Origin of the sequence: Kerstersia gyiorum (genome assembly GCF_004216755.1) — a bacterium.
Lineage (GTDB): Bacteria > Pseudomonadota > Gammaproteobacteria > Burkholderiales > Burkholderiaceae_B > Kerstersia > Kerstersia gyiorum.
Genome location: NZ_SGWZ01000008.1, coordinates 144,975 through 170,092 on the forward strand (window position 1 = coordinate 144,975; position 25,118 = coordinate 170,092).

Below are 25,118 nucleotides of genomic sequence, written 5' to 3' on the forward strand. Positions count from 1 at the left end.
CAGTGAGTTCGGACTGGCGCAAGGGCGGCAACCGCCAGGGCGGGAGGCCGCCAGGGCAACGTCCGTTTGACGATACGTCCGCGACGGCGCGCAAGCCCGCACGGGCCACGCTCGGCGATGCCTACGTGCCGCCGGATGAGGACGAGGATTTCGAGTTCGAATCCGGCGCTGGCGCAAGCACCTGGGGCTCCTCCGATGCGGCTGATGGCGCCGTCGGCACCACCGGTGCAGGGGATGTATCTGAAGCATCTGGTATGGATGACGGCTTCGCGCCGCCATTGTCCAGGACCAGCCGTTCGGCATCTGCCCGCTCCGGCCCGGGGTGTCAGCGCCGTGCCGGCGGCTACCTGTCGTCCGACCCTGAACAGGCGCCCGCCGAACGGCGCGGACCGACACTCAAGGCCAGGGCGGTTGGCCTGCTGTCACGGCGGGAATATAGTCGCAAGGAATTGAGCGGCCGGCTGGCGCCGCATGCGCCAGACCCTGAAACCCTGACCGCCTTGCTGGATGACCTGCAAAGGGAAGGCTGGCTGTCGGATGAACGTTATGCGCGCAGCATGCTGAACCAGCGCAGCGCCCGCCAGGGCGAGCGCCGCATCATCGGCGACTTGCGCCGCCAGGGGGTTGCCGACGAATTGCTGGAAACCTTGTCCGAAGACCTGCGTGCGACCGAACTGGAGCGCGCCGTCCAGGTATGGCGCAAGCGTTTCGAAGGCAAGGCCCTGCCCGACACGCCCCAGGAGTATGCTCGTCAGGCACGTTTCCTGGCTGCCCGGGGCTTTGGCGGCAATGTGGTGGGCAAGGTGCTCAAGGCCGCTTTGCGTGGCCATTCGGGGCCTGAGGGCCTTGAGGATTTCCTGCTGGATTGATGCTTCAGGCGAGTGCCCGGCCCACAGACAGGGCAGTCGTCATGGCAACTGCTGGGGGGCGCCGCTGCCCGCGCAAGTTCATGCTTCGTGTATGCCCGACAGCGTCTTGAAGCAGACGGTCCGGGCGATTTTCAGGAATTCCTGCATGTAGGGCGCCTGCTCGTCTTCGGTGCGCATGGCGGCATAGAGCGTGCACCAGACGCCTTGGCGGCCAAGCTTGGCGATGTGCAGCCATCCCTGGTTGAGATATTCCGTGAGCGCCCAGTTGGGCAATGCCGCCACGCCCCGGTTGCTGGCCACCAGTTGGGCGATGATGGGGGTCAGCTCGGCCTTGCGGATAGCTGCCGGTTCGATGTCCTGCGGGTCAAGGAAGGCGGTGAATACATCCAGACGCTGGCGTTCCACCGGATAGGTGATCAGGGTCTGGTCGGACAGGTGCGAGGCTTCTATATAGTCAAGTTCCGCCAGCGGGCTGCTTTGCGATACGGCCAGCACCACCTCGTAGCGAAACAGCGGCACATAGGAAATGGCATCCAGCGCTTGCGGGTCGGAGGTCACGACCAGGTCCAGATCGCCGCGCAGCAGGGCGGGCAGCGGTGCAAAGGAAAATGCGGCTGACAGGTCCAGCGCGACTTCCGGCCACTTGGCGCGGAATTCGTCCATGGCGGGCATCAACCACTGGAAGCAGGAATGGCATTCGATGGCCAGGTGCAGCCTGCCAGTGCGCCCTGCCGCCAGCCTGGTCAGTTCCCGTTCTGCGGTACGCACCTTGGGCAGAATGTCATCGGCCAGGGCCAGCAGGCGCAGGCCGGCTGTTGTCAGGCGGGCAGGGCGGGTGCGACGGTTCAGCAACGATACGTCGAGCCGGCTTTCCAGTTCGCGCAGTTGGTGCGATAGCGCGGATTGCGTGACGTGCAGGCGTTCGGCGGCTTCCAGCAGACTGCCGCCATCGCGGATGGCGCACAGGGTTTCCAGGTGTCGGATTTCTATCATGGTGTGTCAGGGGCAGGGGCGATGGCAGGCACAAACCGGTCTAAGGGGGGGCCTAAGAGACGTTTCCCAGGTCGCCTGCCTGGCGGCCAGACCGGCGCCTATCGTTACGTCCGGGGCAGGTTGATCTTGGTCGGGGCTTGGGGCCTACTGGCATTCCAGTGGGGGTGGAAAACGCCGTCGCTGCTGTCTTTTGATAATTTCTGGTAATGAGAATATGGGGTGGAGCCGGGGAAAAATGAACCCCGATGCGCCAAGTTTGAGGCAAGGGCGCATTGTCATGAGATCCGCTCATGTTTGAGGCGTAGTATGAGTTTAACTCATTTTATGCATGCGATATTTGATTTTGTCATTGCCGTAATCCCTAGCAAAATGTTCTTGTCTTGAAAATTATTTGCACAGAGATATTTATATATGACGAAAATTCATAATTTGGGTTTCCCCCGCATCGGTGCTCAACGGGAACTCAAACGTGCAGTGGAAGCCTATTGGGCGGGCAAGCAGGATCAGGCAGCGCTGGCGGCCACGGGGGCGCAACTGCGCGCCGCGCATTGGCGCGTGCAGGCCGATGCAGGCGTCTCGCAGGTGCCGGTGGGGGATTTCGCCTGGTACGACCATATCCTGGAGTGGACCACGCTGCTGGGCGCAGTGCCTGCGCGCTTCGGCCATCCGTCCGGCGCCGATGTCGATCTGGATACCCTGTTCCGCATGGGCCGGGGCCGCGCGCCGAGCGGCACGCCCGCCGCCGCATGCGAAATGACCAAGTGGTTCGATACCAACTATCACTACATCGTGCCTGAACTGACGCCGGGCCAGACGTTCCGCATTGCCCGCGACTACCTGTTCGCGCAGGTTGCTGAAGCACAGGCGCTGGGCTATCAGGCCAAGCCGGTGATTCCGGGCCCGCTGACCTGGCTGTGGCTGGGCAAGGGCGATGCCTTTGCCGGCGGCGCTGGTGATGAAGGCAAGCTGGCACTGTTGCAGTCGCTGCTGCCGGTGTATGCCGATGTCCTGGCGCGCCTGGCCACGCAAGGCGTGGAGTGGGTGCAGATTGACGAGCCCATCCTGGTGCTGGACCTGCCCCAGGCCTGGCGCGATGCCTTCGTGGCGGTTTACGCCCGCCTGGGTCATGTCGGCCCCAAGGTCTTGCTGGCTACCTATTTCGGCGGATTGCAGGACAACCTCGCCACGGCGGCCGCGCTGCCGGTGGCCGGCCTGCATGTCGATCTGGTGCGTGCGCCGGAACAACTGGGCGCGGTATTGGAGGCGCTGGGCAAGGACAAGATTCTGTCGGCAGGTGTGATCAACGGCCGCAATATCTGGCGTACCGATCTGGATGCGGCGGCGGCGCTGCTGGCGCCTGCCAGGGAACGCCTGGGCGAGCGCCTGTGGCTGGCGCCTTCGTGCTCGCTGCTGCATGTGCCCGTCGATCTGGTCCATGAAACCGAACTGGATGGAGAACTCAAGAGCTGGCTGTCCTTTGCCGTGCAGAAGCTCGATGAACTGAAGTGGCTGGCCGCTGCGGTGGGCGGCAATGCCGACGCAGCCACGCAGGCGGCGCTGGACGCCCAGCGTCAAGCGCTGGAAGCCCGCCGCAGCTCGCGCCGCATTCACAACCCCGCCGTGGAGCGCCGCCTGGCTGCCGTGGCCGAGGTCTCGCGTGAGCGTGCGCCGTTCGACGAACGCATCGCTGCGCAGCAGGCATTGCTCAAGCTGCCAGCCTACCCGACAACGACGATCGGCTCCTTCCCGCAAACCGCAGAAATCCGCGCGCTGCGGCGCGACTGGAAAGCTGGTGCGCTGACCGATGCCGCCTATGAAGCCGCCATCCGCAAGGAAATCGAAGAAGTGGTTCGTTTCCAGGAAAAGATTGGCCTGGACGTGCTGGTGCATGGCGAGCCCGAGCGCAACGACATGGTGGAATACTTCGGCGAATTGCTGGCCGGTTTCGCCTTCACCCGCAATGGCTGGGTGCAGAGCTATGGTTCCCGCTGCGTCAAGCCGCCCATTATCTTCGGTGATGTTGCCCGTCTGGCGCCGATGACCGTTGGTTGGTCGTCCTACGCCCAGTCCCTGACCGATCGCCCCGTCAAGGGCATGCTGACAGGGCCGGTGACCATCCTGCAATGGTCCTTCGTGCGTGATGACCAGCCTCGCGAAGACACCTGCCGCCAGCTGGCGCTGGCGCTGCGCGACGAAGTCGTGGACCTGGAACAGGCTGGCATCCGTGTCATCCAGATCGACGAACCGGCCATACGCGAAGGCCTGCCCCTGCGCCGCGCCGACTGGGCGGCCTACCTGAACTGGGCCGTGGACAGCTTCCGCCTGTCGGTGGCCGGGGTGCATGATGACACGCAGATCCATACCCATATGTGCTATTCGGAGTTCAATGACATCATCGACTCCATCGCCGCCATGGATGCCGATGTCATTACCATCGAAACCTCGCGCTCGAACATGGAGCTGCTGGAAGCCTTTGAAACCTTCCAGTATCCCAATGACATCGGTCCTGGCGTCTACGACATCCATTCACCCAACGTACCTGAAGTGCAATGGATGGTGGAACTGATGAACAAGGCAGCGGCCCGCCTGCCCAAGGAACGCCTGTGGGTGAACCCGGACTGCGGCCTGAAGACGCGCGCCTGGCCGGAAACCAAGGCGGCATTGGAAGCCATGGTGGAAGCTGCGCGCGAACTGCGCAAGGCAGCCTGAGCCTGGACCCGGCGGCAGCGCGAGCTGCTGCCGGGTGCTTCAGGCTTCTGGCAACAGGGCCCGGCAATTTGCCGGGTCTTTTTTTCATGAACGCCCTGTATGACAGGCTGGGGGGAGGCGTGTAGGCCGGCAGCAAGCGCTGGCTCAATGCTGCGCGCCGCCAGCACCAAGCCCGGAAGTCCTGCAGTCCATGATGGCTGCTTACGGCCATGGCCGGCCGTTTCGTCAACTATGTACTTCCCGTTTCAGAACCTCTGCGATATGCAATAACGTGCCGAGGAAGCGCTTTCTTTCTTCCTGACTCAGCCCAGCACAGACTTCCGCATCGATTTGCTTCAATGCCACGCGGCCGGGTTCAAGCCGTTCAAGAGCCATCCCAGTAAGCATGACGAGACTCTTTCGTCCATCTATCGGTGACGGTTCTCGGCGAAGCAGCCCATCCCGCTCCATGCGCGCCAGCAGTTGCGCCATGCTCGGCTGTTCGACGCCCGCGATTCTGGCCAGCTCCATCTGTGTACGCTTCTCACCGTTTTTCAGCGCTACTAGCACCGGAAGCTGCGACGCCGTAATGCCAATGGCCTTCAGATCCTGGTCGACCAGTTTTGATAGTTGCCTGGCGACATGACCGATGACCAAGGTCGGGAGCGAGTGCGGCAGCCAGTCATTGGAAGCAGTATCAGCTTGATTATCCATAGGTGCCTATTTATTATTGATAGGTGCCTATGTTATCAAAAGGAACAGCAATGCAACAACACCCGAATGTCGTCATCGTCGGTGCAGGTCCGGCGGGACTGACCGCAGCCAATATCCTGAGTCAGCACGGTTGGCCCATCACTGTCATAGAAGCCGATGCCACACCCACCAGCCGCGATCAAGGTGGTTCCCTGGACCTGCATCCTGACGACGGACAACTGGCCTTGGCGAAAGCAGGATTGCTTCAGGAATTCTTGTCTCTCGCGCGTCATGAGGACCAGGAAAGCCGGGATGTTGATGCAGTCTCGGGAAAAGTAATGCAGGTCGAGATCCCGGAACCAGGCACCGGCAACCGGCCGGAAATCGACCGTGTAGTCTTGCGTCAGCTCCTGCTGCAGCGCCTGGACACTGGTGCGATCCTATGGGATTCCCCTGTGCAGGGCATATCCGATCGCCCGGATGGACGTTATGACATCCACTTTTCACACTGCACGCGGGGTCCCTTCGACATCGTTATTGGGGCCGATGGCGCGTGGTCACGCGTGCGTACCGCTTTGTCCGACGTGCGGCCGAGTTACACCGGCGTGACCTTCATGGAGTTATGGCTGCACGATGTGGATAGGCGCCACCCGGCGCTTGCCGACCTGGTCGGTCACGGCACACTGTTTTAGCTCCATGGCGAAGCGGGGATTTTTGCCCAGCGCAATGGCGAAGCCACGATCCGGGTTTATGCCGTGTTCAAGACAACTACCGAAGAAACCGAGCGCACCGATCAAACGCTGGCCGGCATCAGCACTGCCGATATTGTGAAACGCTTCGATGGATGGGCATCTTCCCTCCTTACGCTGATCACGGATGCGGATCGCATCGTGGCCCCACGACCAATCAACGCGTTGCCGGCCGATTTCCGTTGGCCACATCGACGAGGACTCACGCTGATCGGTGATGCAGCGCACGTGATGCCGCCGCTAGGTGAAGGCGTGAACACGGCCATGCTCGATGCTGCCAAACTGGCGGAAGCACTGGTTTCGACGCCACATTGGGATGAAGCGATCAGCGCCTGCGAGGAATCCATGCGGCAGCGAGTCGCTCCTATCGCTGCGCGCTGTATCGACGAGTTTGCCCAGTGGTTCTCGATTAGCGGGTGAACTGACTAGGGTTTCGTAGACATCCAACTTCCGCTTTGGGTCATTATCTGCCGGTGACCAGCCCCCACCGTTGCAAAAGCCCCCTGTATTGCACACGCCAACGTGCTCAATACAGGGGCGGTAGTATCTCAAAATCTGTCAGGGGGGAATTAGGCGCTGGTCGTTTTGCCTGCTGCGGCAGGTTGATTGGCTTCAAGGTCTAGTACTGTGCCCGGTTATCCGTCCCCCAGCGCTTTGTATAAGGCAATCCCTGCGCGCAGCTGCGCCAATTGGCTGAGGGCCAGCGCATCGCGTGCCTGGTTCAGGCTGCGTTGCGCCACCAGTACCGGCAGGTAGGCGCTCAAGCCGCGTGCGTAGAGTCGAGTTGCCTGTTCCAGGGTTTGTTGGCTGTCGGTCACGGCGTTCTGCAGTGCGGCTTGCCGCTGGCGTTCGCTGTTCCAGTGGGTCAAGGCGTCTTCCACGTCGCGCAGCGCCGAACGTACGTCCCGCTCGTAAATGCGCAGCACGGCGTGGGCGTTGGCCTCTGCCGCCGTTACACCTGCGTGCGCGCGGCCGGCGTCGTAGAGGGATTGGCTGCCCTGTATCGCCGTCGACCATGCCAGGCTGGCGCCCGAGAACAGGTCGTGGATGAGGCTGGCGGTAGTGCTCAGCCCCAAGGGAATGCGAAACGTGGGGAAGCGCTCGGCCTGCGCCACGCCGATCTGCGCGGTAGCGGCGGCCAGGCGCCGTTCGTCTGCGCGCAGGTCAGGGCGTTGGCGAATGACGTCCGAAGGCAGTGATAACGGCAATTCGGCAGGCATGGGCAAGACCGGCGTGGGCGTGGCGAGGGCGACATGCCAGTCGCCCGGAAACCCGCCTGTCAGCACGCCGATGGCATGGCTGAAACGGGCGATGTCCGCTTCCAGTAAGGGCGGTTGTGCCTCGGCCGCTGCGCGTTCGGCACGGGCCTGGGTGGCGTCGGCCAGCGTGCCCAGGCCGCTGCGGTGCGCCTGTTCGGCCAGGCGCTCGGCTTCGGCCAGTGCGCGGATGTTGTCTTGTGCAATGGTCAGGCGCAGCTGCGCGGCGCGCAGCCCGGCGTAATGAGACACCAGCTCGGCCACCAGGCTCACTTGCAGCGCACGCTGGTCTTCTGCCAGCGCCTGGATGCCGGCGTCAGCGGCTTCGACCGCGCGGCGCGTTCCGCCGAATAGATCCAGTTCCCAACTGGCATCGAAACCCAGGCGCCAGGATCTAGTCTGTCCGCCGGGCGGCGGGCTGAGTGCCTTGCTGCCGCGTATGGCTGAGCCGGCAGCGCCGGCCGAGACCTCAGGCATGGCTGCAGAGGCGATCTGCTCACGCTCGGCGCGTGCCTGGCGCAGGCGTGCCAGGGCGATGTCCAGATCCTGGTTGTGAGCCAGGGCCTGCTCGACCAGGCGATCCAGCAAGGGATCCTGGAAGGCGCGCCACCAGGTGCGCATACCATCATGGTTGTCATTGGATGTGGCGGCGTCGGCCTCGATCCAGTGCGCGGGCACGTCCAGCGTCGGTGCGTGGTAGTCCGGGCCCACGGTGGTGCAGCCCATCAGGACGGCCAGTAACGAGGCCAGCAAAGCCGGCCGAAGGTGCGGTTGCGTGTCGGGAATAGGAATATGCATGGATTTGTTCTCACATCCAGCGGTGCAGCAGCGAGATCAGCCGGCCTTGGGGCACCGGCGTGTCTGAGGTTGGCGTGACTTCAATGCTGCCGGTCATGCCAGCCGCCAGCACGAGTTCTTGCGGAACATGCTCGAACTCGACGAGCACTGGAATACGCTGCGCCAGCCGGACCCAACTGAAGCTGGGTTCTACGTTAGGCAGGCCTTGCGCGTCGGCCTGTTGGTTGCTGTCGGTGACGCCTCGCCCGATGCTGGCCACCCGCCCTGACAATAACTGGTCGAACGCCATCAGGCGGATCTGCGCCGTCGCGCCAGGCTGGATGTCGCGCAGTTTTGTTTCTTCGAAATATCCGGTAATCCAGAAACTGTGGGCGTCGATCAGTGCAAGGTTGGGCTGGCCCGCCATGGCGTAGTCGCCCTTGTTCAACCGCAAGCGTGTGACGTAGCCGTCGGTCGGTGCGCGTAGTTCGGTGTGCGCAAGATCCAGCTTCGCCCTGTCCACAGCGACCTGTGCGCTGCGCAGGTCGGCATGGGCGATGGCCATCGCCTGATTCGCCCGCTGTATGTCCTCGGCGGGGACCACGTTTTCCATGCCGCGGCGGCGCCGCGCTTCCGCCGTTTTCTGGCGCAAGGACACTTCTGCCGCCGCCAACTGCGCCTCGGCCTGCGCTAAGGCCAGCGCAAAGCTGGCCTTGTCGATGCGGTACAGCAGGTCGCCCTGTTTGACGTATTGATCGTCAGTGACCGAGACCTCGGCGACGGTGCCTGACACTTCGGGAGCGATGCGTACGATCTGAGCGCTGACACGGCCATCGCGGGTCCAGGGAGCGACAACATAGGCGCGCCACAGCGTGCTGACCAGAAACCCGGCGGCCACGACCACTGCGAGGGTAAGTCCTGCACGCAGCAGGAGCTTGGCGGGAAATAAGCGTTCAGACATAAAGCACCAACAGGGAAACAAGGCAAAGAGAAATGGCGAATTCGAACAGGCCCGGATGCCACACCCAGCGCAGCATTCCGCAACGCGCCAGCATGAAGCGAAGGCCCAGATAAAGCGGCAGGGTCAGGCAGGCGTAGACAAAGAACGGCGGCAGGTAGATGCCGGCTAACGAGAACTCACTGAACATGGGTGTGGCTTCCAGGGGGATGTGTCATGTCGTTGGCGTGGCGTTCGAGCAGCGTGGCGATGTCGAGCAACACGGCGGTCACGCGCCGGGTATCATCCGTTGCGACGTCGGGCTGAGCCGACAAACGCGCCAAAGCGGTTGCCGCGCGGCGGGCATGGCGTGCGGCCTGAGCGGGATCTCCCGCGCGCAAGCGCATATGGCGCAGTGTGCGTGCCACCACTCGCAGCCACTCAGCGTCCTGGGGAGGCAGGTGCAGCCAGCCGCGCAGGCGAAGGACTTCCCGGCCCAGGTGCAGGCTGGTCAGCGCCTGGGCGATGGCGCGCTCCATCGTCTGTGGCTGCGTCCTGAGCAAGCCCCCGAGTTGCGCGATGCGGTGTTGCTGACGCCATTGCCAGGCGGGTGCATCGGCGGGCTCGCCGCGCAAGGTACCCAGCGCCGTATGGCGGATACGCTGGCGCAAGCGCGTGATATCGCGCGTCACCTTGCGTGGCAGTATGATCCTGAAGCCCAGCAGCGTGAAACACGTCGCCAGGATCCAGGCCACGGCGCCATTGAGGAACAGCGCAAAGTCGTAGCGCATCGGATTGTCCGCCGCCGCCAGCGTCGTGAACGCGACCAGATAGGCTATGCCGGCCAGTGCATATCGCGGCATCGTCGTGGCGTAGACGCCGGGCAGCCAGAACAGGCTCAGGGTCACCAGCAGCAGAGGCAGGCCCGAGACATGCGGCAACACGATGAAGGTGCACAGGAAGGCCATCGCCACGGCAACCACCGTACCCTTGATGAATTCGATTGCTCCCTGCTCCGGATGCGGAGCAGTGGATAGCAGCGCACATGCCGCCGCCAGGCCTGCCAGCATCATGTTGCCATCCGTCCAGCCGGTTGCGAACCAGAAGGCTCCTCCCATCAACACGGTCAACAGGGCGCGCAGGCCATTCTGGAAAGCCGCCACTGTGTCGCGGTGGAATGGCACGGACACGCGCGCCGGTGTCGGCCTGGGCTGGTGGAATTGCTGGATGCCTGCGAGGGCTTGCAGGTAATCGTCGAGCTGCTCGATCAAGCGATCTCCCGCGATCATCAGCGCGGCCTGCCCGGCGGCGTCGTCCATTGAGGTGGCAGTGAGCACGTCCACAAGCCGGGCGCGCAGGTCGGTCAGAAGCCGGATGGCACGTGTCCTCGCGGCCGGGCCGGGTTCCTGCCCCAACGCCTGACCGACCTCCCGCCATGCCAGCTCCCAGTCCGGCTGTAACGCTCTCAGTACAGCGAGGCTGGCGCTTTGCCCGTGCAGGGGAGGTGCACCGCCCACAAGAGAGGAAAACAAGGACACCATTGTTTGCCGTACTGTGCCGGCACGCAGGGCCAGGTCGGCAGACTCAGCCTTGCCCAGCGCCAGCAGGTCGTCCACGCCATAGACCTCGGTGATGAGAGAGCGCCGTGCGGCATCGAGGGGCTTGGCATCTGGTCCGTGGCTACCTTGAATGGCCTGGTGATGCGTCGCCAGCACGCCCGCCGTGGCCGCCGCAAGGCGGTCAAGCACAGCGGCCAGACGGCTGTGCACGCTGCGGCTGCTGAACAGGGCCGAGACCAGCGCCAGGCAAACCACGCCGATCATCACGGATGCCCCGCGTCCCATTACTTGGTCGAAGGTGCGTTCAGGATGCTGCATGGCGCCGTAGGCCGCCAGGCCCACGGTATAGCCTGCCAGTGTGGCACCATAGGCCCGGAAATGGCGCAGCAGCGTCATGCCTACCACGCAGATGCCCAACCACACACCGAACCCGAGCAGGAACAACCAGGGCATTTGGCCGAAGGCGCTCATCAGTACGCAAGCCGCCAGCATGCCGGTCAACGTGCCCAGCACCCGCCATACTCCTTTGCCGATCACGCCGCCCTGGACGGGGTTGATGACGAGCAACACGCTGGAAGCTGCGGCATAGGGCGCGTGCAGTTCCAGCAGATAAGCCGCCACCAAGGCCAGGCAAGCGGCCAGGATAGAACGCATTACATAGGCCGCGCGTGGTGTCGTCAGATCGAGATAAGGCAGTCCGCGCGCCAACCCCTCCCGCAACCGGGAAAGGCGCGCAGAGACGCCTGAATCCGCGTCAGACACGTTCGCTGAATGCACGATGCAACCCTTCTGCAGTGATCAATACACATCACTGTAGGCAGGCTAAATCGTTCCGAAAAGTGAATTTATTGCAATCGGATGGATGCACCATACGCATGCATAGGTATGGGCACGCCGCTATGGCTTGGCGCGTTTTGCTGCCTGCGCCTGGTTTTCATTGCAGAGCATATGAATGGTCTTCCGCAGCCATTGGTGGGCCGGGTCGCTATCCAGGCGTGGGTGCCACGCCTGTGTCAGCAATACCGTTTCCAGCGGCGTCGGCAGGTCGAACAGGCGAATGCCCAGGCCTGCAGACAGCGCGGTACTGGCGAGATGCCGGGGCAAGGGCAGCAGCAAGTCTGAATCCTGCAATGCGAACAACGCGGTATAGGGATTGGATACCACCAGGGCGACATGCTGGCGTAGCCCCTGCGCTTCCAGCGCGGCATCGAGAGGCCCGGTGGTCTTGCCGCGTCGTGATACGTTGATGTGCTCCCAGCGCGTGAGGCGTTCGAGCGTGATTTCTTCGTCGAAAATAGGATGGTTGGTACGCGCGACGCCCACGAACGCCGTGGTGAACAGGGACTGTACGCGAATCTCTGGTCCCAGTTTGCGCGAGGCGCTGATGAACAGGTCGATACGGCCACTGCGCAGCGCTTCTTCGTCCACGTCGTCCTCTTCTGGCGAAAAGCGCAGCATTGCACGTGGCATTTCTCGCGCCATTGCATCCAGGAGATGGCCCAGATGGATGCTGACGAACTCATCGGTGGCGCGCACGTTGAAACGTCGATCCAGCGATTTCAGGTCGGTCTCGGCATCGGAGGCGAACACCTGCGAGGCCTGTGCGACCGCCAGCCGCACCTGCTCCCGCATGGCCAGCGCCTTGGGCGTGGGGATGAGCTTGCGGCCGACCTGGATGAACACCGGATCACCCAGCGCCTCTCGAATGCGGCTCAATGTGCGGCTCATCGCCGGCGCACTCAGATGCATGCGGCGAGCGGCGCCGATAACACTACCTTCGTCCAGCAGCGCATCCAACGCCAACAGAAGATTGAGATCGGGACGTGGCATGGCTGCCCCCTTTTTTAGGTTTACCTTTTTGCAATCATAGGTTCTTTTGAATATCGGTACAAACATGAAAGAGCAGGGCGAATCGACGGCTTGGCATCACGTGCAGGGCACATTGCGCTCCACTTGGAGTAGTGGTCGTGAAATTGCGGTGGTCAGGCAGCTGGGAGGTTCTGGCCTTGCCTTATGCTGAGCCCGATCAATGCCTCGTAGGGTTCTTGCTGCCCCGCCGGCAGGACGGGCTGCAAAGCGGCGCGGCGCTTTTCGACATCAAACAGGCTTTCTATCATCCAGCCCACCAGATAGAGCGCAGCCAGGCAACCGCCGGCCGTTGCGATGTTGCCTTGGCATATCAGGGGCTGGTCCACCGGCTCCAACCCCAGGTCTTGCAAGCTGGCGCGTGCCTCAGGATGTGTGGTGGCTCGACCGCCGGCAAGCAGCCCTAGCCGTTCAAGGATGAAAGCGCCGGCGCAGATGGAGCCTATGATCTGCCGAGAAGGATCGAGCTGGAAGGATGGCAGGAAATCCGGGTCGGCAAGCGCAGCTGGTATGCCCTGCTTGCCGCTGGCAAACAACACGGCATCGGCGTGATTGGCGTCGGACAGGGAGCCATGCGCCGTCACGCAAAGACCATGCGCCGATTGCAAGTGGGCGTGGGATGCCAGAATGCGCACGCGCCAGTCCTGGTTGTTGCGGCCCAGTATGTCCCACATCAGGAAAAGGTCGATATCGGTGAATTGGTCGAATGCGACCAGTGCGATTTCTTTCATTGCGGATTCCGGGGAAAATGCGGCTGCTTTGCTGAAAGGCAGCGGCGGTCTATGCTAGGAGCTTGCAGCGTATCAACCCGGATCGCACCATACACAGCCTGTATGGTGCATGAATATGACGAAACTGACTCGTAACCACTGGGTCGCGGCTGGCCTGGAAGCGCTTGATCAAGAGGGGCACGCCGGGGTCTCGGCTGACAACCTGGCTCGCCGTTTGAATGTCACCCGTGGGTCGTTCTATCACCATTTCAGCAATCGCGCAGACTTCCTGCGTGCCTTGCTGTACAGGTGGGAAGAGGACTACACCGAACGGATGCTCGCCTATGCAGCGCAGGGGCGCAGTGCCCCAGAAACCCTCATGCGCTATTTGAGCATTGCCGCCGAGAAGCAGCCGGAACGGGAGGTTGCCATCCGGGCGTGGGCCTTGGTCGACCCGCTGGTGGCCGAGTTTCAGCAGCGAGTCGACGCGGCCCGCCTGGCATTTGCGGTCAAGACCAGCCGTCAATGGGGGCGCACGCCGGGCCAGGCGGAAATCATCGGCCAGGCGGCCCATCTGTGCCTGATTGGTGGTCAGCAGGCAGGGATGCGGCGTGACGCCAACCGCTTCAATGGCTTCCTGCAGGATGCGTTTGCCATTTTCAAGGACACCCTTGTTCCGCGAGCCTGAGACAATACGGTCGCCTTCGCAATGCGGAGTACAGGCCTGGGATGCGCATGGATAGGCCATGCGCTCAAGCCCAAGGGGTGCAGTTTAGGGAAACCTGTGCGGATAGCCCCCTTGCACGGACATCTTCCATAACCAGATTTACCCTGTCCGACTTCGATGAGTTGGGCGTGCGTGCGGGTTTTCGCTACGACCTGCCTGGTTACGTCGGCCCCACCAGCAGCGTGGAGCATCTTTGCATCGCGGAAGGTCGTGTCCAGGAGTACAGCATCCGGCCAGGCGTCAAGCTCGTGCTGTCAGACATCGTGTCCCATCACCAGTACGTGGCGGCGGCTGCATCAACCCCGCAGTTTTCCGCCATTGTCATGTTGCAAGGCCGCGCCCTGGCCCAGCTGGATGCCAATGAGGCAACCAGGTTGGTGGCGCAAGGCGGTGTCAGTATCGCTTGCCGCGATGCGATCGCCTTGGCAGCATTGCATCCGGCCGGGCAACGGCTGCGCAGTCTCAATATTTCTTTCAATCCTGCGGATGCGGCAGCGGATACGCCGTTGGCCGATGCCGTCTCCAAGGTCATGAGCGCGCGCGGAGGACGCTTGCAGCGATGGGGGGTGCCTGCCCATCTTTTGCAATCCATAGAGCCTTTGATGCAAAGTGCATGGCAGGGCACCATGCACAGCCTGCTGCTGGAGGGGGTGAGCCTGCAAGTGCTGGCCCATGCATTGGCGGGATGCGCCCAGGCACCTGCTCGGGCGACAAGGATTTCGGCACGAGACCGGCAACGGCTGGAGCAGGTGCGCGAACGTCTCCACAGTGCGCCGGGTGCCGATTACACGCTGGCCGAACTGGCTGAACTGGCCTGCATGAGCCCCAGCACACTGCGCGTCAAATTCCAGGCTGTCTATCGCCGATCGGTCTTCGGCTGGTTGCGCGAGCGAAGGCTGGAGGTTGCCCGCGATTATCTGTCACAGGGATGGAGTGTGCAGCAAGCGGCGCATTTCGTGGGCTATCGGCATGCCACGAACTTCGCCACGGCGTTTCGTCAACGCTATGGCATTGCGCCCAGCGAGTCGAACTGAAGGTCTAGGTGCCAGGCCGTTCCCTCCCGGCCAGTTTCGTCATTGCACAAAGGTTTCCAGGCATCTGGCATAGCCCCATGGCCCCGGTTTGCGGCACGATGAGGGCTTCGTCCCTTTGCTGGTTCCTTGGTTAGCCCCATTGCTGGGTCATTCATTCAGGCGCAACAAGACCGTGTCCCGTTCTTCTCCTCCGTCCTATCCTCAGATGGTACTGATACTGGGCCTGTTGGCCTGTATTGCGCCTGCCACGATAGATGCCTATCTGCCTGCCTTCGGTGCCCTGGAAAGAGAGTTCGGCGTTCCCCCCGAGGCCGTGCAGCAAACCCTCGGCGTCTATATGTTGGCCTACGCTTCGATGCTGCTTTTGCATGGCACTCTGTCGGATGCATGGGGCCGCCGGCCTGTCATCCTCGCTTCCCTTGTCGTGTACATCGCAGGATCATTGACGGCGGCGCTGGCACCCAGCCTCGGCTGGCTACTGGCTGGCCGTGCGTTGCAAGGCCTGTCAGCAGGCGCGGGGCTGGTGGTAGGCCAAGCCATCGTGCGTGATTGCTATGAAGAGGGTGTTGCGCGGCGCACCCTGTCCTATATCGTCATGGTATTCAATGTGTCGCCGGCGCTCGCGCCCCTATTGGGAGGCCAATTGACTGCGCACCATGGGTGGCGGGCGGTATTCCTGATGCTGGTTGCGTTGGCGCTTGCTGCATTGCTGCTGTGCGGCATGCGTTTGCCGGAGACGCTGCCGGTAGCCAGGCGTCAGCCTCTGGCGTGGCGCGAATTGGGTAGGGATACGTGGCGGCTGCTGCGCAACCGAAGCTATATGGGCATGATCCTGGTAACCAGTTTACTGGTGGCGGGCCAGGCCTTCCTGATCGGCGGAGCCCCTGATTTCATCGTGCATACCCTGCACCTGTCAGAGACGGCCTTTGCCGTCCTTTTCGTTCCCCTGGTGGCAGGTGCAATGGCCGGCGCGGTGGCGGCTGCAGCGCTGTCTACCCGTTGGGACGACGGCAAGACCATTCGCTGCGCCTACCTGTTGATGATTGGCAGTTGTTCGGCTTACACGGTCTATCTGTTCGCATGCCCGATACCCGAATTGCCTTGGGCGGTGCTGTGGCCTGCGGTCTTTACCGGGGGCCTGGCGATGGTGATGCCCGCACTGACGTTGCGGATACTGGCCCACGCGCCCGGGCGTACCGGGTTGGCGGCTTCCTTGTTGGGATTCTTTCAGATGGCGGGGTTTTCGGTGGTGAGCGGCTGGTGCGTCCCCTTGGTCTACGGCCAGCCGCTAGGCATGGCGCTGGCGATGCTGGCTTGTGTGATGGCCAGTGCTGCTGGATGGGGGATGTTACGGAAAAGCGCGGCTCGGCAGGGCGGGAGCCGTCGGTCCGGGGCAGCCGATCAGTCAGAGCCGCCGTGCTGATCCCGTCGGAATTTTATAATTCACGAGGATATCATCACATCAGTTTCTCTATGGGATCTCAAGCATGTATGTCATCGAACTCACTTATCAAAAGCCGCTGGAAGCGATAGAAGCCCAACTGGAAGCTCATCGCCGCTATCTTGATTTGCAGTATGAACGAGGTGTTTTTCTGGCATCGGGCCCCAAGAATCCGCGTGACGGGGGCATTATCCTGGCGACGGGCAAGCTTGCTCGTGCCGAGCTGGATGACCTCCTGTTGCAGGATCCCTTCCAGCAGCATGGTCTGGCCAGCTACCGCGTGATCGAGTTTTCGCCGGTGAAATTCCATCCCGTCTTGAACAGCGTGCTCTGACGACACCTTGCACGCTTTGACTGCTGTGGCGGTGATCGCTCGTCCGTAAAGCCTGGGGCCTGACCCCCACAGGAAAATCCTGGGGGGTGTTTGCGAAAGGAAGGGCAAAGCCGCAGTCTCGGTTTGCCTGTATTTGACACAGACGCAGGCGTAGCCTGCCGGGTCAGGAGAAGTGTCAGCGTGGGCGGGTGGCAGTCCATTGGACGGCAAAGATGCTGGCCAGGACGATGACCAGGCCCAAGAGGGCCGGGCCGGTCACGGATTGCGAGAGCAAGACCCACCCCAGCACCACGGCGGTCAGGGGGCTGAGCAGGCCCAGGGATGCCACGGCCACGGTAGGCAGCCGGGCGACGCCGCGGAACCAGAGGGCGTAGGCCAGCATTGCGCCCGCCAGGCAGAGATAGGCATAGGCCGACCATTGCGTTAGTGTCAGCGCAGGCAGTGGCGGTTCGAATAGCCAGACGACAGGGGCCAGCATCAGGCCGCCGATCAGCAGTTGCCAGCCGGTCAACGCCAGCACCGGCAGTTGCAGTTTCCAGCGGTGGGTCAGCCAGACGCCGGTGGCCATGGCGGCGGCGCCCAGTAGCGCGGCAGTAATGCCGACGGGCTCGAAGACGGTCTGTGGCGATAGCAACAGGATGGCCATGCCCAGCACGCCGGCAATGGCCGCCCAGAGGGTGCTGCGCAAAGGCGCGCGGCCGTCAATGGACCAGCTCAGCAGCATGATCAGCAAAGGCTGGATGGCGCCCAGCACGGCAGCCAGGCCGCCGGGCAGACGATAGGCCGCAACGAACAGGAAGGCCTGGAATACGCCGATGTTCAGCGCGCTCAGCACGATGAGGCGCCACCAATCCTGGCGTGCCGGCAGGCAGCGTGTGAGCAGCAGCAACAGGATGCCGGCGGGCAGTACGCGGATGAGCGCGGCGGTGAAGGGCAGGCCCGGCGGCAGGATTTCAGACGTCACGATATAGGTCGAACCCCAGATCGTGGGGCCCAATGCAGTCAGCAGGATATCGCGCCACTGACTGGAGGCAGGAGAGACGTGCATGATTTTATCTTCAGTTCAAGATAAAATGATTGCGTACATCAATTAACTTGAAGTCAAGATAAATGGACGATACCAATACTCGCAGGCCTGCAGACTCGGTGGATGCCATTCTTGCGCAATGGCGACGGGAACGTCCGGAGCTGGATGCATGGCCCATGGGGCCGATTGGACGCATCAAGCGCTGCGCGGCGCTACTGGAGCCACCGCTGGAGGCCGCACTGGCCGAGTTCGGGCTGGTGCTATGGGAATTCGACATGCTGGCAACCTTGCGGCGCGCCGGCCATCCCTATCGGCTAAGCCCGACCGAGTTGTTTTCTTCCCTGATGGTGACTTCCGGCACGATGACCCACAGGCTCAAACGCCTGGAGGCCCGGGGTTTCATTGAGCGCTTGCCCAATGCCGAGGACGCTCGCAGCATGTTGGTACAACTGACCCCGCCTGGCGTGGCGCTGATCAATCGTGCCGTGGATGTTTTCGTCGAGCACGAACGGCGGATATTGTCGGTGCTTCCCGAGGAAGTCCTGGTTGATCTCGACGAGAACCTGGCCAGGCTGCTGCTTGCCCTGGAAGGTGGACAGGGCGAGGCTGGCCCGGGCATGGCTTAGGCAGTTCAACCACAGGGTCCGCCATTGTTCAGCGTGGCGGCCGCAAGGACGAGTGCTCGTAGATTGCCGGTGTCGCTCGCCGGGAGATGTCCGAGGGCCGGAGCTGGGCCAGGCGGGCATACTTGCTGAGGAAGTCGGCATCCAGCCCGAGGTCCGGCCGGCCGCTGGTGAGGATCTTCCGGGGCGGGTGGCCGGCTGGCAGCGGCGCCGCGATGGGGGGCGCCAGCAGCTTGCGGGGTTCGCAGGGCGCCAGCGGCGTCTCCGTGCCGGTCTCGGCCGCATTCAGGCTTGCCCTGAATTTCATGGCTTCCGGCATGGGAGCCTGCGGCGGATATTGGTTTTGCAGTATCTGGTTGAAAAGCTGGTACAGGGGCAGCCGGGTGGGCAGGTTGGCCTGCAGGCGGGCCTGCGAAAGAATAGGGTAGAAGGGCGGATGGTTGATGATCAGCCCTTCGCCTTCGGCCTGCGCCTGCCTGACCGCGCGTTGCAAGGGCGAGCCTTCGTACAGCCTGTGGTTGCTGATCCAGGTCTTGATCACCAGCAGGCCGGGCTGGTGGACGTCGCGTGCCAGGACGAATACGCCGCGCGGCGTGGTGATCATCCAGTCGCGCTGCATGGGCGAATGCTGGTAGAGCGTGAGCAGGCCATGCAAGTGGGAAATCAGGTTGCCCAGTTCCGCCAGCACGGTCTGGTGGTCGATGGTGCCCAGGCGGTGATAGAGCCGCATTTGCGCATGTTGGCTGAGGCGCACCAGAATATGGACATGCAACTGGTGCGTGCGGGCAGGGATGGTCAGGACTTCCAGCTGCAAGTGGACGCGGCCGTCGAGTTCGCTGGCCATCCAGTGCATCTGCCGGTAATAGCCTTTGCGGAAGCCCGTTTTTTCAGGGATATGGGTTTCGCTGTAGATCAGCAGGCCGGGAGCAATCATGCTGCGTGCCCAGCGCGTCAGTTGCTTGAAGGACGAGATGCGTTTCCTGCCGCGTTCCGGGCGGGCGTATCGGTTAAGGCTGGACTGCTGCTGCCTGGCGGCCTGGCTCAGCAGGTGTTTGCTCATGCCATAGGCCAGGGTTTCGTTGACGCTCAGGACGGTATGGTCGCGGTGGAGGGAGTCGTCTGATACCGGGCGACAGGATGGCGGTTGGCTGGGAGGGCCTGAGCTGGACATGGCGGGCTTCTGTAGTTGGTATGGGGCAACGAGGATCCGGCGAAGGCAGCCCCGGCCATCAGTGGCATAGAGGCTGCGTCCTGCTTGACGCAACAATGATAATTATTTGTATGTCTTTTTTGGAAAGGGTTCCCCGGATTAGGTATTTTCCTAGCCCTGGCGTGTCAGGCGGGTTTTTTCGCGGGTGCTGCGCTGCGGTGCCGCAGCCTTCGCAGCCTCAATGCCTCGCTGTCATGCGGCCTGAGGGCGGCCTGCGGGCGGGTGTCCAGGCGTTCCAGGAGGATGCAATCGTCGCCGGCGGGTTTAGTGCGACAATATCGGCTTTGTATACGTAGTTTCCGCCGTCTGCTGCTTGCCGGACGGCGGGGCGTATGCCTGTCTGACTGGCTGTTTATGGAGTACTGCGCGCCGTGAGTGCCTTGCCTGCCGAATCTCAACTGGATTACCTGCGTGTGCCGCCGCATTCCATCGAAGCCGAACAATCGGTGCTCGGTGGCCTGCTGCTGGATAATGGTGCATGGGATCGCATTGCCGATGTTCTGAATGAAGAAGATTTCTACCGCCATGATCACCGTCTGATCTGGCTGCATATCGTCAGGCTCATCAACCTGGCGCGGCCGGCGGATGTCATTACCGTCAACGAGTCTCTGGCCAGTTCCGGCAAGAGCGAGGAAGCGGGCGGGCTGGCCTATTTGAATGCCCTGGCGCACAACACGCCGTCGGCGGCCAATATCCGCCGTTATGCGGAAATCGTGCGCGAGCGCGCCATGCTGCGCAAACTGGTAACGGTGGCCGACGACATCGCTGCGGCAGCCTTCAATCCGCAAGGCAAGGATGCGCGCCAGTTGCTGGACGAAGCCGAAGCCAAAGTGTTCCAGATCGCCCAGGAAGGCGCGCGTGGCGCCGCTGGTTTCCAGGAAATCCAGCCGCTGCTGCAACAGGTGGTCGAACGTATCGACGAGCTGTATCACCGTGACAGTACGTCCGACGTGACGGGTGTGCCGACGGGCTTTGCCGATCTGGACAAGATGACTTCCGGCTTGCAGCCGGGTGACCTGGTCATCGTGGCGGGTCGTCCCTCCATGGGCAAAACTTCGTTCTCGATGAACATCGGCGAGCATGTGGCCATCAACGAAGGCCTGCCGGTTGCCGTGTTCTCCATGGAAATGGGCGCAGTGCAGCTGGCCATGCGTATGCTGGGTTCGGTGGGGCTGCTGGACCAGCACCGCATGCGTACCGGCAAGTTGCTGGCCGAGGATTGGCCGCGTGTGACCCATGCGGTGAAGACCATGCAGGAAGCCCAGGTCTACATCGACGAAACCCCGGCATTGACGGCCATCGAACTGCGTGCTCGCGCGCGACGCCTGGCGCGCCAGTGCGGGCAGCTGGGCCTGATCATCATCGACTATATTCAGCTGATGTCAGCCAGTTCCGCCGGTGAAAACCGGGCAACCGAAATTTCCGAAATCAGCCGTTCGCTCAAGGGGCTGGCCAAGGAGCTGAATTGCCCGCTGATCGCACTGTCGCAGCTGAACCGCAGCCTGGAACAGCGCCCCAACAAGCGTCCGGTGATGAGTGACTTGCGCGAATCCGGTGCTATCGAGCAGGACGCCGACGTGATCCTGTTCATCTACCGTGATGAGGTTTACAACCCGGATTCCCCGGACAAGGGCACTGCGGAAATCATCATCGGCAAGCAGCGTAACGGCCCCATCGGTACCGTACGCCTGACCTTCCAGGGCTCCAGCACCCGCTTCCTGAATTACACCCAGGGCAATGCCATGATTGATTCGGGGTATTGATTTCCCTGCCCGGGCGTTTGAGCCAGGAATGTGGCACGCCAACCCCGCCCGGGCTGGCGTTTTTTTGTTTCACGATGACTGCAGTACCGCATTTCGCTGGACTACGCCAAGGCTCGATACAGAAGGTTTATCAATCACTTAGGCGAGTTCAACATATGCCGGTGCTTTCCGAAACTTGACCCGGCTTCCCCTCGTGTGGCTCCCATGCGGCTCTTGGAAACCGGGCTTTCCGAGGAGTCATCATGGCGAAAATCAAGCTCACCAAGTCCGCAGTCGATGCGGCGCAACCTCAGGCCAAGGCCGTCGAACTGCGGGACACCGTGGTGCCGGGTTTCCTGTGCAAGATCACCCCGGCGGGCCGCAAGGTGTTCATGCTTCAGTACCGCACGAACGCCGGCGAGCGCCGTAAGCCCGCCTTGGGTCAGTACGGGGAACTGACCGTCGATCAGGCGCGCACGATGGCGCAGGCGTGGCTAGCCGAGGTGCGCAAGGGCGGCGATCCCAGCGCGGTCAAGAACGCCGCCCGCAAGGCACCGACCGTGAAGGAGTTTTGCCACACGTTCATGGAGGACTACTCCAAGCAGCGCAACAAGGCCAGCACGCAGCGCGTCTATCAGGGCGTCATTGACCGCTGCATCATCCCGATCATGGGCCGGATGAAGGTGCAGGACGTGAAGCGCCCGGACGTGGCCGCGCTGATGAAGAAGCTGGCCTACAAGCAGGCCGAAGCCAACCGTACCTTCGGTGTACTGCGCAAGATGTTCAACCTGGCCGAAGTGTGGGGGCTGCGCCCTGACGGCACGAATCCTTGCCGCCATGTTCCGATGTATCCACCTGGCAAGGAAACCCGGCTGATCGTGGACGATGAGCTGGTGCGGATCTTCCGCCATCTGGAACATCTGGAAGCCGAGGGGCTGGAGAACTACGTCATTCCGCTGTCGATCCGCCTGCAATTCGAGTTCGCCGCCCGCCGCTCGGAAATCTGCCCGTTGGAATGGGACTGGGTTGATCTGGAAAAGCGTCGTGTCGTCTGGCCGGACAGCAAGACCGGCGGGATTTCCAAGCCCATGAGCGAGGAAGCCTATCGCTTGCTGTCCACCGCGCCGCGCCGGGAAGGCTGCCCCTACGTGCTGCCGTCGCCGAACGATCCGACCCGGCACATGACCCACGGTGAACACTATGGCGGCTGGACGCGCGTGCTCAAGGCCGCTGGCGTCCCGCACGTCGGCACGCATGGCATCCGTCACCGAGCGACGACCGATATTGCCAATTCGGGCGTGCCGACCAAGGTGGGCATGAAGCTCACAGGTCACAAGACCGTGGCGATGTTTATGCACTATGTTCATACCGAGGACAAGCCGGTGCGGGATGCGGCCGAACTGGTGGCGAATCGGCGACTGGCGATTACCGGGGCGTCCCGTTCTATGGAGGTGACAGCATGACAAGGAAGACGCCCGTGGCAGCGCGGAAACCCACTGCCTTACCGGCCGGCTATGCCGGCATCCACGGCGGCATCGTGGAACTGCTGGATGCGGCGCGCCAGGCCGCAGCGCGCAGTGTCAATGCGCTAATGACGGCCAGCTATTGGGAGATTGGCCGCCGGATCGTCGAAGCCGAGCAGAAAGGCAAGCGACGGGCAGGTTACGGCGAGCAGTTGATGGCACGGTTGTCCGCCGACCTGACGGCACGATTTGGGCGCGGTTTCAGCCCGGACAACCTGGAGAACATGCGGCGCTTCTTCGTCGCTTACCCCCTTGAGGCAATTTCCGAGACACTGTCTCGGAAATCTGGAGACGGACTGCCCATAGAGAATTCCGAGACGATGTCTCGGAAATTCGACCTCTCCGAACTGGCCCAGGCCTTCGCTCTATGCCATCCGCGCCTGCGCGGTGCCATGCGGCCGCTACCAAGCGCTGATCGCCCAGTTGAACAAGCTGGCTGGATTGCCGGAGGCTGCGCACGCGGTGACGACTCGGCCACGCCCGTCGGCGGTTGCGTTGTTGGAGTTGCACACCCTGCAGGCGCTCGATGCGACCCAGGCGGGTGCATCCTTGCGCGAGGTGGCTGAAGGCTTGTTCGGTGTGGATGCCGTCGCGGCTGACTGGCACAAAGACAGCGCCTTGCGTGCCCGCGTGCGGCGGCTGGTGCGTCGTGGCGAGGCGCTGATGCGCGGCGGCTATCGCAGTCTGGCGCAGCTTGCGCCAGTTGCATCGCAGTAGCCGACCTGGATGCCTGGGCCGATGCGCGCAGCTTCGATGCCACTTCCGACCCGGAGTATGCCGAGCGCCATGCGGGTGACTACCGTGATCGCCGCTGATTGGTGCATCGCCGGTGGCCATCACCATGTCCAGCCCATCGCTGCCATCCCGGCAGCGACCGCCGCAAGAGCGCGAACAGCTCGATCTGTTTCGCGCCTTGCCGGGCGACATGGCGCCGCGCGATGCCCAGGACTTGATGGCCTATCCGTTCTTCTCGCTGGCAAAGTTACGGCGCACAGTGCCGATCGACTTTCGCAGCGGGAACATCACCATCCGCGTGGAAGGCACGCAGGAGCACGGCATCGCCACGATCTGGGATGCCGACATCCTGATCTGGCCTGCCAGCCAGATCGTCGAAGCCAAGGATGCGGGTTTGCCTACATCCCGGCTGATGCGTGCCACACCCTACGAGATCCTGCGCTTCATCGGGCGAGGCACCGGCTCACGCGACTACCAGCGCCTGAAAGCCGCGCTGGATCGCCTGCAATCGACCACGGTGTCCACCTCCATTCGCGAGACGACCGGGAGGCGGCTGCACCGCTTTTCCTGGATCAACGAGTGGAACGAACTGGCCGATGCCCAGCGGCACGCCGCTGGGCATCGAGCTGATCCTGCCGGACTGGTTCTATGCGGGCGTGGTGGATGCCGCCCTGGTGCTGACCATCGACCCGACGTACTTCCGGCTCACTGGCGGCATCGAGCGCTGGCTGTACCGCCTGGTGCGCAAGCATGGCGGCAAGCAGGAATATGGCTGGCAGTTCGATTTTCGCTATCTGCACCAGAAATCCGGCAGTACCGCCAAACCCTACGATTTCGCCTGCGATCTGCGCGCATTGGTTGCGCGGCAATCGTTGCCTGGCTATGTCCTTGGAATCGAGCGCATGCCGGACGATGGAACGGAATTGCTGACTTTCCGGCCCGTGCCGCAGACGGCACGGGGATAACTCCGGGAAAGCATGTGAATAGTGTCGTGCTATCAGGCGTGCGGGGTATCGTGCTATCAGGCGTGTCCCTATCGTGCTATCAGGCGTGCCAATCGGCTGCAAAGCCGCGCCAGTATTGGAGTTTTCCGCCCTCTAACTTACCTAACTTAAATTCTCTAACTTTTAGTAGAGAAGCGCCGTTTCGTTGGACAACTGCCGAAAGTCAAAATCAGAACCAAATCCGGCAGCGAAATCGAGGGCAAAACCAACCCCGTTCGGCAAGGCAAAAACAGCCCGATCTTCCAAGCTGGAGGGCTGCGCCATGATCCTCGCCTTGCTCAACCAGAAAGGGGGCGTCGGCAAAACCACGCTCGCCACGCACATTGCCGGTGAACTGGCCCTGCGAGGTCAGCAGGTCATCCTGCTCGATGCCGACCCGCAGGGTTCATCGCTGGATTGGACGCAGCGCAGAAGCCAGCAAGGCTTGCCACGGCTGTTCAGCGCCGTGGGTCTTGCCCGCGAAACGCTGCATCAGGAAGCGCCAGAACTCGCCAGGCGGGCCGATCATGTCGTCATTGATGGGCCACCCAGGATTGCCGCCTTGGCGCGCTCCGCGCTGCTGGCGGCCGAGCGTGTGCTGATCCCGGTGCAGCCCAGTCCCTATGACGTGTGGGCCAGCGC

23 protein-coding genes and 4 pseudogenes are annotated in these 25,118 nt (G+C 62.5%); 16 read left to right on the top strand and 11 right to left on the bottom strand.

Going from position 1 to position 25,118, the window contains the following annotated elements; genetic code table 11:
• Positions 1-2: 2 nt before the first annotated feature.
• Positions 3-869: a recombination regulator RecX gene (recX, locus tag EV679_RS17395; protein WP_242611521.1), complete on the top strand. Its 867-nt coding sequence runs from the start codon at positions 3-5 to the stop codon at positions 867-869.
• A gap of 78 nt (positions 870-947) precedes the next feature.
• Here the strand turns inward: recX and EV679_RS17400 are convergent, their stop codons facing one another.
• Positions 948-1,862, bottom strand: coding sequence for a LysR family transcriptional regulator (locus tag EV679_RS17400; RefSeq protein WP_068374763.1), 915 nt, complete (start codon positions 1,860-1,862; stop codon positions 948-950).
• 411 nt (positions 1,863-2,273) lie between these two features.
• Here EV679_RS17400 and metE point away from each other — a divergent pair, with 411 nt between their 5' ends.
• Positions 2,274-4,571 (top strand): 5-methyltetrahydropteroyltriglutamate--homocysteine S-methyltransferase, encoded by a 2,298-nt coding sequence (gene metE, locus EV679_RS17405; RefSeq protein ID WP_130487901.1) that lies wholly within the window; start codon positions 2,274-2,276, stop codon positions 4,569-4,571.
• Positions 4,572-4,796: 225 nt separating this feature from the next.
• Here the strand turns inward: metE and EV679_RS17410 are convergent, their stop codons facing one another.
• Positions 4,797-5,264 carry a MarR family winged helix-turn-helix transcriptional regulator gene (locus EV679_RS17410; protein ID WP_068374769.1) on the bottom strand — a complete coding sequence of 156 codons (468 nt, stop codon included), beginning with the start codon at positions 5,262-5,264 and terminating at the stop codon, positions 4,797-4,799.
• 50 nt (positions 5,265-5,314) lie between these two features.
• Here EV679_RS17410 and EV679_RS17415 point away from each other — a divergent pair, with 50 nt between their 5' ends.
• Together EV679_RS17415 and EV679_RS17420 are read left to right on the top strand one after the other, a co-directional pair.
• Complete coding sequence (locus EV679_RS17415) at positions 5,315-5,935, top strand: FAD-dependent oxidoreductase (RefSeq protein ID WP_165390085.1); 621 nt, start codon at positions 5,315-5,317, stop codon at positions 5,933-5,935.
• A gap of 63 nt (positions 5,936-5,998) precedes the next feature.
• On the top strand, positions 5,999-6,412 hold the full coding sequence (locus EV679_RS17420) for an FAD-dependent oxidoreductase (protein ID WP_130487903.1): 414 nt from the start codon (positions 5,999-6,001) through the stop codon (positions 6,410-6,412).
• 215 nt (positions 6,413-6,627) lie between these two features.
• On the opposite strand, the gene EV679_RS17425 is transcribed toward EV679_RS17420, so the two are convergent.
• The 6 genes from EV679_RS17425 to EV679_RS17450 all read right to left on the bottom strand — a co-directional run bounded on the left by EV679_RS17425 (position 6,628) and on the right by EV679_RS17450 (position 13,118).
• On the bottom strand, positions 6,628-8,046 hold the full coding sequence (locus EV679_RS17425) for an efflux transporter outer membrane subunit (RefSeq protein WP_130487904.1): 1,419 nt from the start codon (positions 8,044-8,046) through the stop codon (positions 6,628-6,630).
• Positions 8,047-8,056: 10 nt separating this feature from the next.
• Entirely contained in the window at positions 8,057-8,986 is a 930-nt protein-coding gene (locus tag EV679_RS17430) for an efflux RND transporter periplasmic adaptor subunit (RefSeq protein ID WP_130487905.1), read from the bottom strand.
• Entirely contained in the window at positions 8,979-9,173 is a 195-nt protein-coding gene (locus tag EV679_RS17435) for a DUF1656 domain-containing protein (RefSeq protein WP_130487906.1), read from the bottom strand. The genes EV679_RS17430 and EV679_RS17435 overlap by 8 nt, the downstream gene beginning before the upstream one ends.
• Positions 9,163-11,175, bottom strand: a complete 2,013-nt coding sequence (locus EV679_RS17440; protein ID WP_130487907.1) for an FUSC family protein — start codon at positions 11,173-11,175, stop codon at positions 9,163-9,165. The genes EV679_RS17435 and EV679_RS17440 overlap by 11 nt, the downstream gene beginning before the upstream one ends.
• Positions 11,176-11,418: 243 nt before the next feature.
• On the bottom strand, positions 11,419-12,351 hold the full coding sequence (locus tag EV679_RS17445; RefSeq protein ID WP_068374787.1) for a LysR family transcriptional regulator: 933 nt from the start codon (positions 12,349-12,351) through the stop codon (positions 11,419-11,421).
• A 152-nt stretch (positions 12,352-12,503) separates the two neighbouring features.
• On the bottom strand, positions 12,504-13,118 hold the full coding sequence (locus tag EV679_RS17450) for a DJ-1/PfpI family protein (protein ID WP_130487908.1): 615 nt from the start codon (positions 13,116-13,118) through the stop codon (positions 12,504-12,506).
• Positions 13,119-13,233: 115 nt separating this feature from the next.
• Here EV679_RS17450 and EV679_RS17455 point away from each other — a divergent pair, with 115 nt between their 5' ends.
• From EV679_RS17455 to EV679_RS17470, 4 genes are all read left to right on the top strand, one after another.
• Positions 13,234-13,785 (top strand): TetR/AcrR family transcriptional regulator, encoded by a 552-nt coding sequence (locus tag EV679_RS17455; RefSeq protein ID WP_130487909.1) that lies wholly within the window; start codon positions 13,234-13,236, stop codon positions 13,783-13,785.
• 161 nt (positions 13,786-13,946) lie between these two features.
• Positions 13,947-14,858 (top strand): helix-turn-helix transcriptional regulator, encoded by a 912-nt coding sequence (locus EV679_RS17460; protein ID WP_274519722.1) that lies wholly within the window; start codon positions 13,947-13,949, stop codon positions 14,856-14,858.
• 172 nt (positions 14,859-15,030) lie between these two features.
• Positions 15,031-16,281 carry a multidrug effflux MFS transporter gene (locus EV679_RS17465; RefSeq protein ID WP_068374862.1) on the top strand — a complete coding sequence of 417 codons (1,251 nt, stop codon included), beginning with the start codon at positions 15,031-15,033 and terminating at the stop codon, positions 16,279-16,281.
• A gap of 64 nt (positions 16,282-16,345) precedes the next feature.
• Positions 16,346-16,633, top strand: a complete 288-nt coding sequence (locus tag EV679_RS17470) for a YciI family protein (protein ID WP_068374795.1) — start codon at positions 16,346-16,348, stop codon at positions 16,631-16,633.
• 175 nt (positions 16,634-16,808) lie between these two features.
• Here EV679_RS17470 and EV679_RS17475 read toward each other — a convergent pair whose 3' ends face one another.
• On the bottom strand, positions 16,809-17,681 hold the full coding sequence (locus EV679_RS17475) for an EamA family transporter (RefSeq protein ID WP_130487910.1): 873 nt from the start codon (positions 17,679-17,681) through the stop codon (positions 16,809-16,811).
• A 62-nt stretch (positions 17,682-17,743) separates the two neighbouring features.
• On the opposite strand from EV679_RS17475, the gene EV679_RS17480 reads away from it, so the two are divergent.
• A complete protein-coding gene (locus EV679_RS17480; protein ID WP_068374806.1) occupies positions 17,744-18,286 on the top strand; it encodes a MarR family winged helix-turn-helix transcriptional regulator in 543 nt (180 codons plus the stop codon).
• Positions 18,287-18,314: 28 nt separating this feature from the next.
• Here EV679_RS17480 and EV679_RS17485 read toward each other — a convergent pair whose 3' ends face one another.
• Complete coding sequence (locus tag EV679_RS17485) at positions 18,315-19,454, bottom strand: hypothetical protein (protein ID WP_068374807.1); 1,140 nt, start codon at positions 19,452-19,454, stop codon at positions 18,315-18,317.
• A 419-nt stretch (positions 19,455-19,873) separates the two neighbouring features.
• Between EV679_RS17485 and EV679_RS17490 the strand changes: the two genes are divergently transcribed.
• The 6 genes and pseudogenes from EV679_RS17490 to EV679_RS17510 all read left to right on the top strand — a co-directional run bounded on the left by EV679_RS17490 (position 19,874) and on the right by EV679_RS17510 (position 24,458).
• Complete coding sequence (locus EV679_RS17490) at positions 19,874-21,256, top strand: replicative DNA helicase (protein WP_068374865.1); 1,383 nt, start codon at positions 19,874-19,876, stop codon at positions 21,254-21,256.
• 242 nt (positions 21,257-21,498) lie between these two features.
• Positions 21,499-22,698 (top strand): tyrosine-type recombinase/integrase, encoded by a 1,200-nt coding sequence (locus EV679_RS17495; RefSeq protein WP_130487911.1) that lies wholly within the window; start codon positions 21,499-21,501, stop codon positions 22,696-22,698.
• Positions 22,695-23,126: pseudogene (locus EV679_RS17500) on the top strand (DUF1016 N-terminal domain-containing protein); the annotation flags it as partial. The gene EV679_RS17495 and the pseudogene EV679_RS17500, both read left to right, overlap by 4 nt.
• A pseudogene (locus tag EV679_RS17505) lies at positions 23,125-23,475 on the top strand (DUF2285 domain-containing protein); the annotation flags it as partial. The pseudogenes EV679_RS17500 and EV679_RS17505, both read left to right, overlap by 2 nt.
• A pseudogene (locus EV679_RS17770) lies at positions 23,469-23,573 on the top strand (DNA-binding protein); the annotation flags it as partial. The pseudogenes EV679_RS17505 and EV679_RS17770, both read left to right, overlap by 7 nt.
• A gap of 26 nt (positions 23,574-23,599) precedes the next feature.
• A pseudogene (locus tag EV679_RS17510) lies at positions 23,600-24,458 on the top strand (replication initiator protein A).
• A 162-nt stretch (positions 24,459-24,620) separates the two neighbouring features.
• Here EV679_RS17510 and EV679_RS17700 read toward each other — a convergent pair.
• Positions 24,621-24,761, bottom strand: coding sequence for a hypothetical protein (locus tag EV679_RS17700; RefSeq protein ID WP_165390078.1), 141 nt, complete (start codon positions 24,759-24,761; stop codon positions 24,621-24,623).
• Between EV679_RS17700 and EV679_RS17515 the strand changes: the two genes are divergently transcribed.
• Positions 24,760-25,118: AAA family ATPase (locus EV679_RS17515; protein ID WP_165390086.1), on the top strand; the 359-nt coding region annotated here is incomplete at its 3' end. The genes EV679_RS17700 and EV679_RS17515 overlap by 2 nt on opposite strands.

Excerpts from the sequence above, each read along its gene's own strand:
- metE (WP_130487901.1), top strand. The coding sequence starts at position 2,274 with ATGACGAAAATTCATAATTTGGGTTTCCCCCGCATCGGTGCTCAACGG.
- EV679_RS17495 (WP_130487911.1), top strand. The coding sequence starts at position 21,499 with ATGGCGAAAATCAAGCTCACCAAGTCCGCAGTCGATGCGGCGCAACCT.
- EV679_RS17475 (WP_130487910.1), bottom strand. The coding sequence starts at position 17,681 with ATGCACGTCTCTCCTGCCTCCAGTCAGTGGCGCGATATCCTGCTGACT.
- EV679_RS17485 (WP_068374807.1), bottom strand. The coding sequence starts at position 19,454 with ATGTCCAGCTCAGGCCCTCCCAGCCAACCGCCATCCTGTCGCCCGGTA.
- EV679_RS17435 (WP_130487906.1), bottom strand. The coding sequence starts at position 9,173 with ATGTTCAGTGAGTTCTCGTTAGCCGGCATCTACCTGCCGCCGTTCTTT.
- EV679_RS17410 (WP_068374769.1), bottom strand. The coding sequence starts at position 5,264 with ATGGATAATCAAGCTGATACTGCTTCCAATGACTGGCTGCCGCACTCG.
- EV679_RS17425 (WP_130487904.1), bottom strand. The coding sequence starts at position 8,046 with ATGCATATTCCTATTCCCGACACGCAACCGCACCTTCGGCCGGCTTTG.
- EV679_RS17430 (WP_130487905.1), bottom strand. The coding sequence starts at position 8,986 with ATGTCTGAACGCTTATTTCCCGCCAAGCTCCTGCTGCGTGCAGGACTT.
- EV679_RS17470 (WP_068374795.1), top strand. The coding sequence starts at position 16,346 with ATGTATGTCATCGAACTCACTTATCAAAAGCCGCTGGAAGCGATAGAA.
- EV679_RS17700 (WP_165390078.1), bottom strand. The coding sequence starts at position 24,761 with ATGGCGCAGCCCTCCAGCTTGGAAGATCGGGCTGTTTTTGCCTTGCCG.
- EV679_RS17445 (WP_068374787.1), bottom strand. The coding sequence starts at position 12,351 with ATGCCACGTCCCGATCTCAATCTTCTGTTGGCGTTGGATGCGCTGCTG.
- EV679_RS17440 (WP_130487907.1), bottom strand. The coding sequence starts at position 11,175 with ATGCGTTCTATCCTGGCCGCTTGCCTGGCCTTGGTGGCGGCTTATCTG.
- EV679_RS17450 (WP_130487908.1), bottom strand. The coding sequence starts at position 13,118 with ATGAAAGAAATCGCACTGGTCGCATTCGACCAATTCACCGATATCGAC.
- EV679_RS17455 (WP_130487909.1), top strand. The coding sequence starts at position 13,234 with ATGACGAAACTGACTCGTAACCACTGGGTCGCGGCTGGCCTGGAAGCG.
- EV679_RS17415 (WP_165390085.1), top strand. The coding sequence starts at position 5,315 with ATGCAACAACACCCGAATGTCGTCATCGTCGGTGCAGGTCCGGCGGGA.
- EV679_RS17480 (WP_068374806.1), top strand. The coding sequence starts at position 17,744 with ATGGACGATACCAATACTCGCAGGCCTGCAGACTCGGTGGATGCCATT.
- EV679_RS17400 (WP_068374763.1), bottom strand. The coding sequence starts at position 1,862 with ATGATAGAAATCCGACACCTGGAAACCCTGTGCGCCATCCGCGATGGC.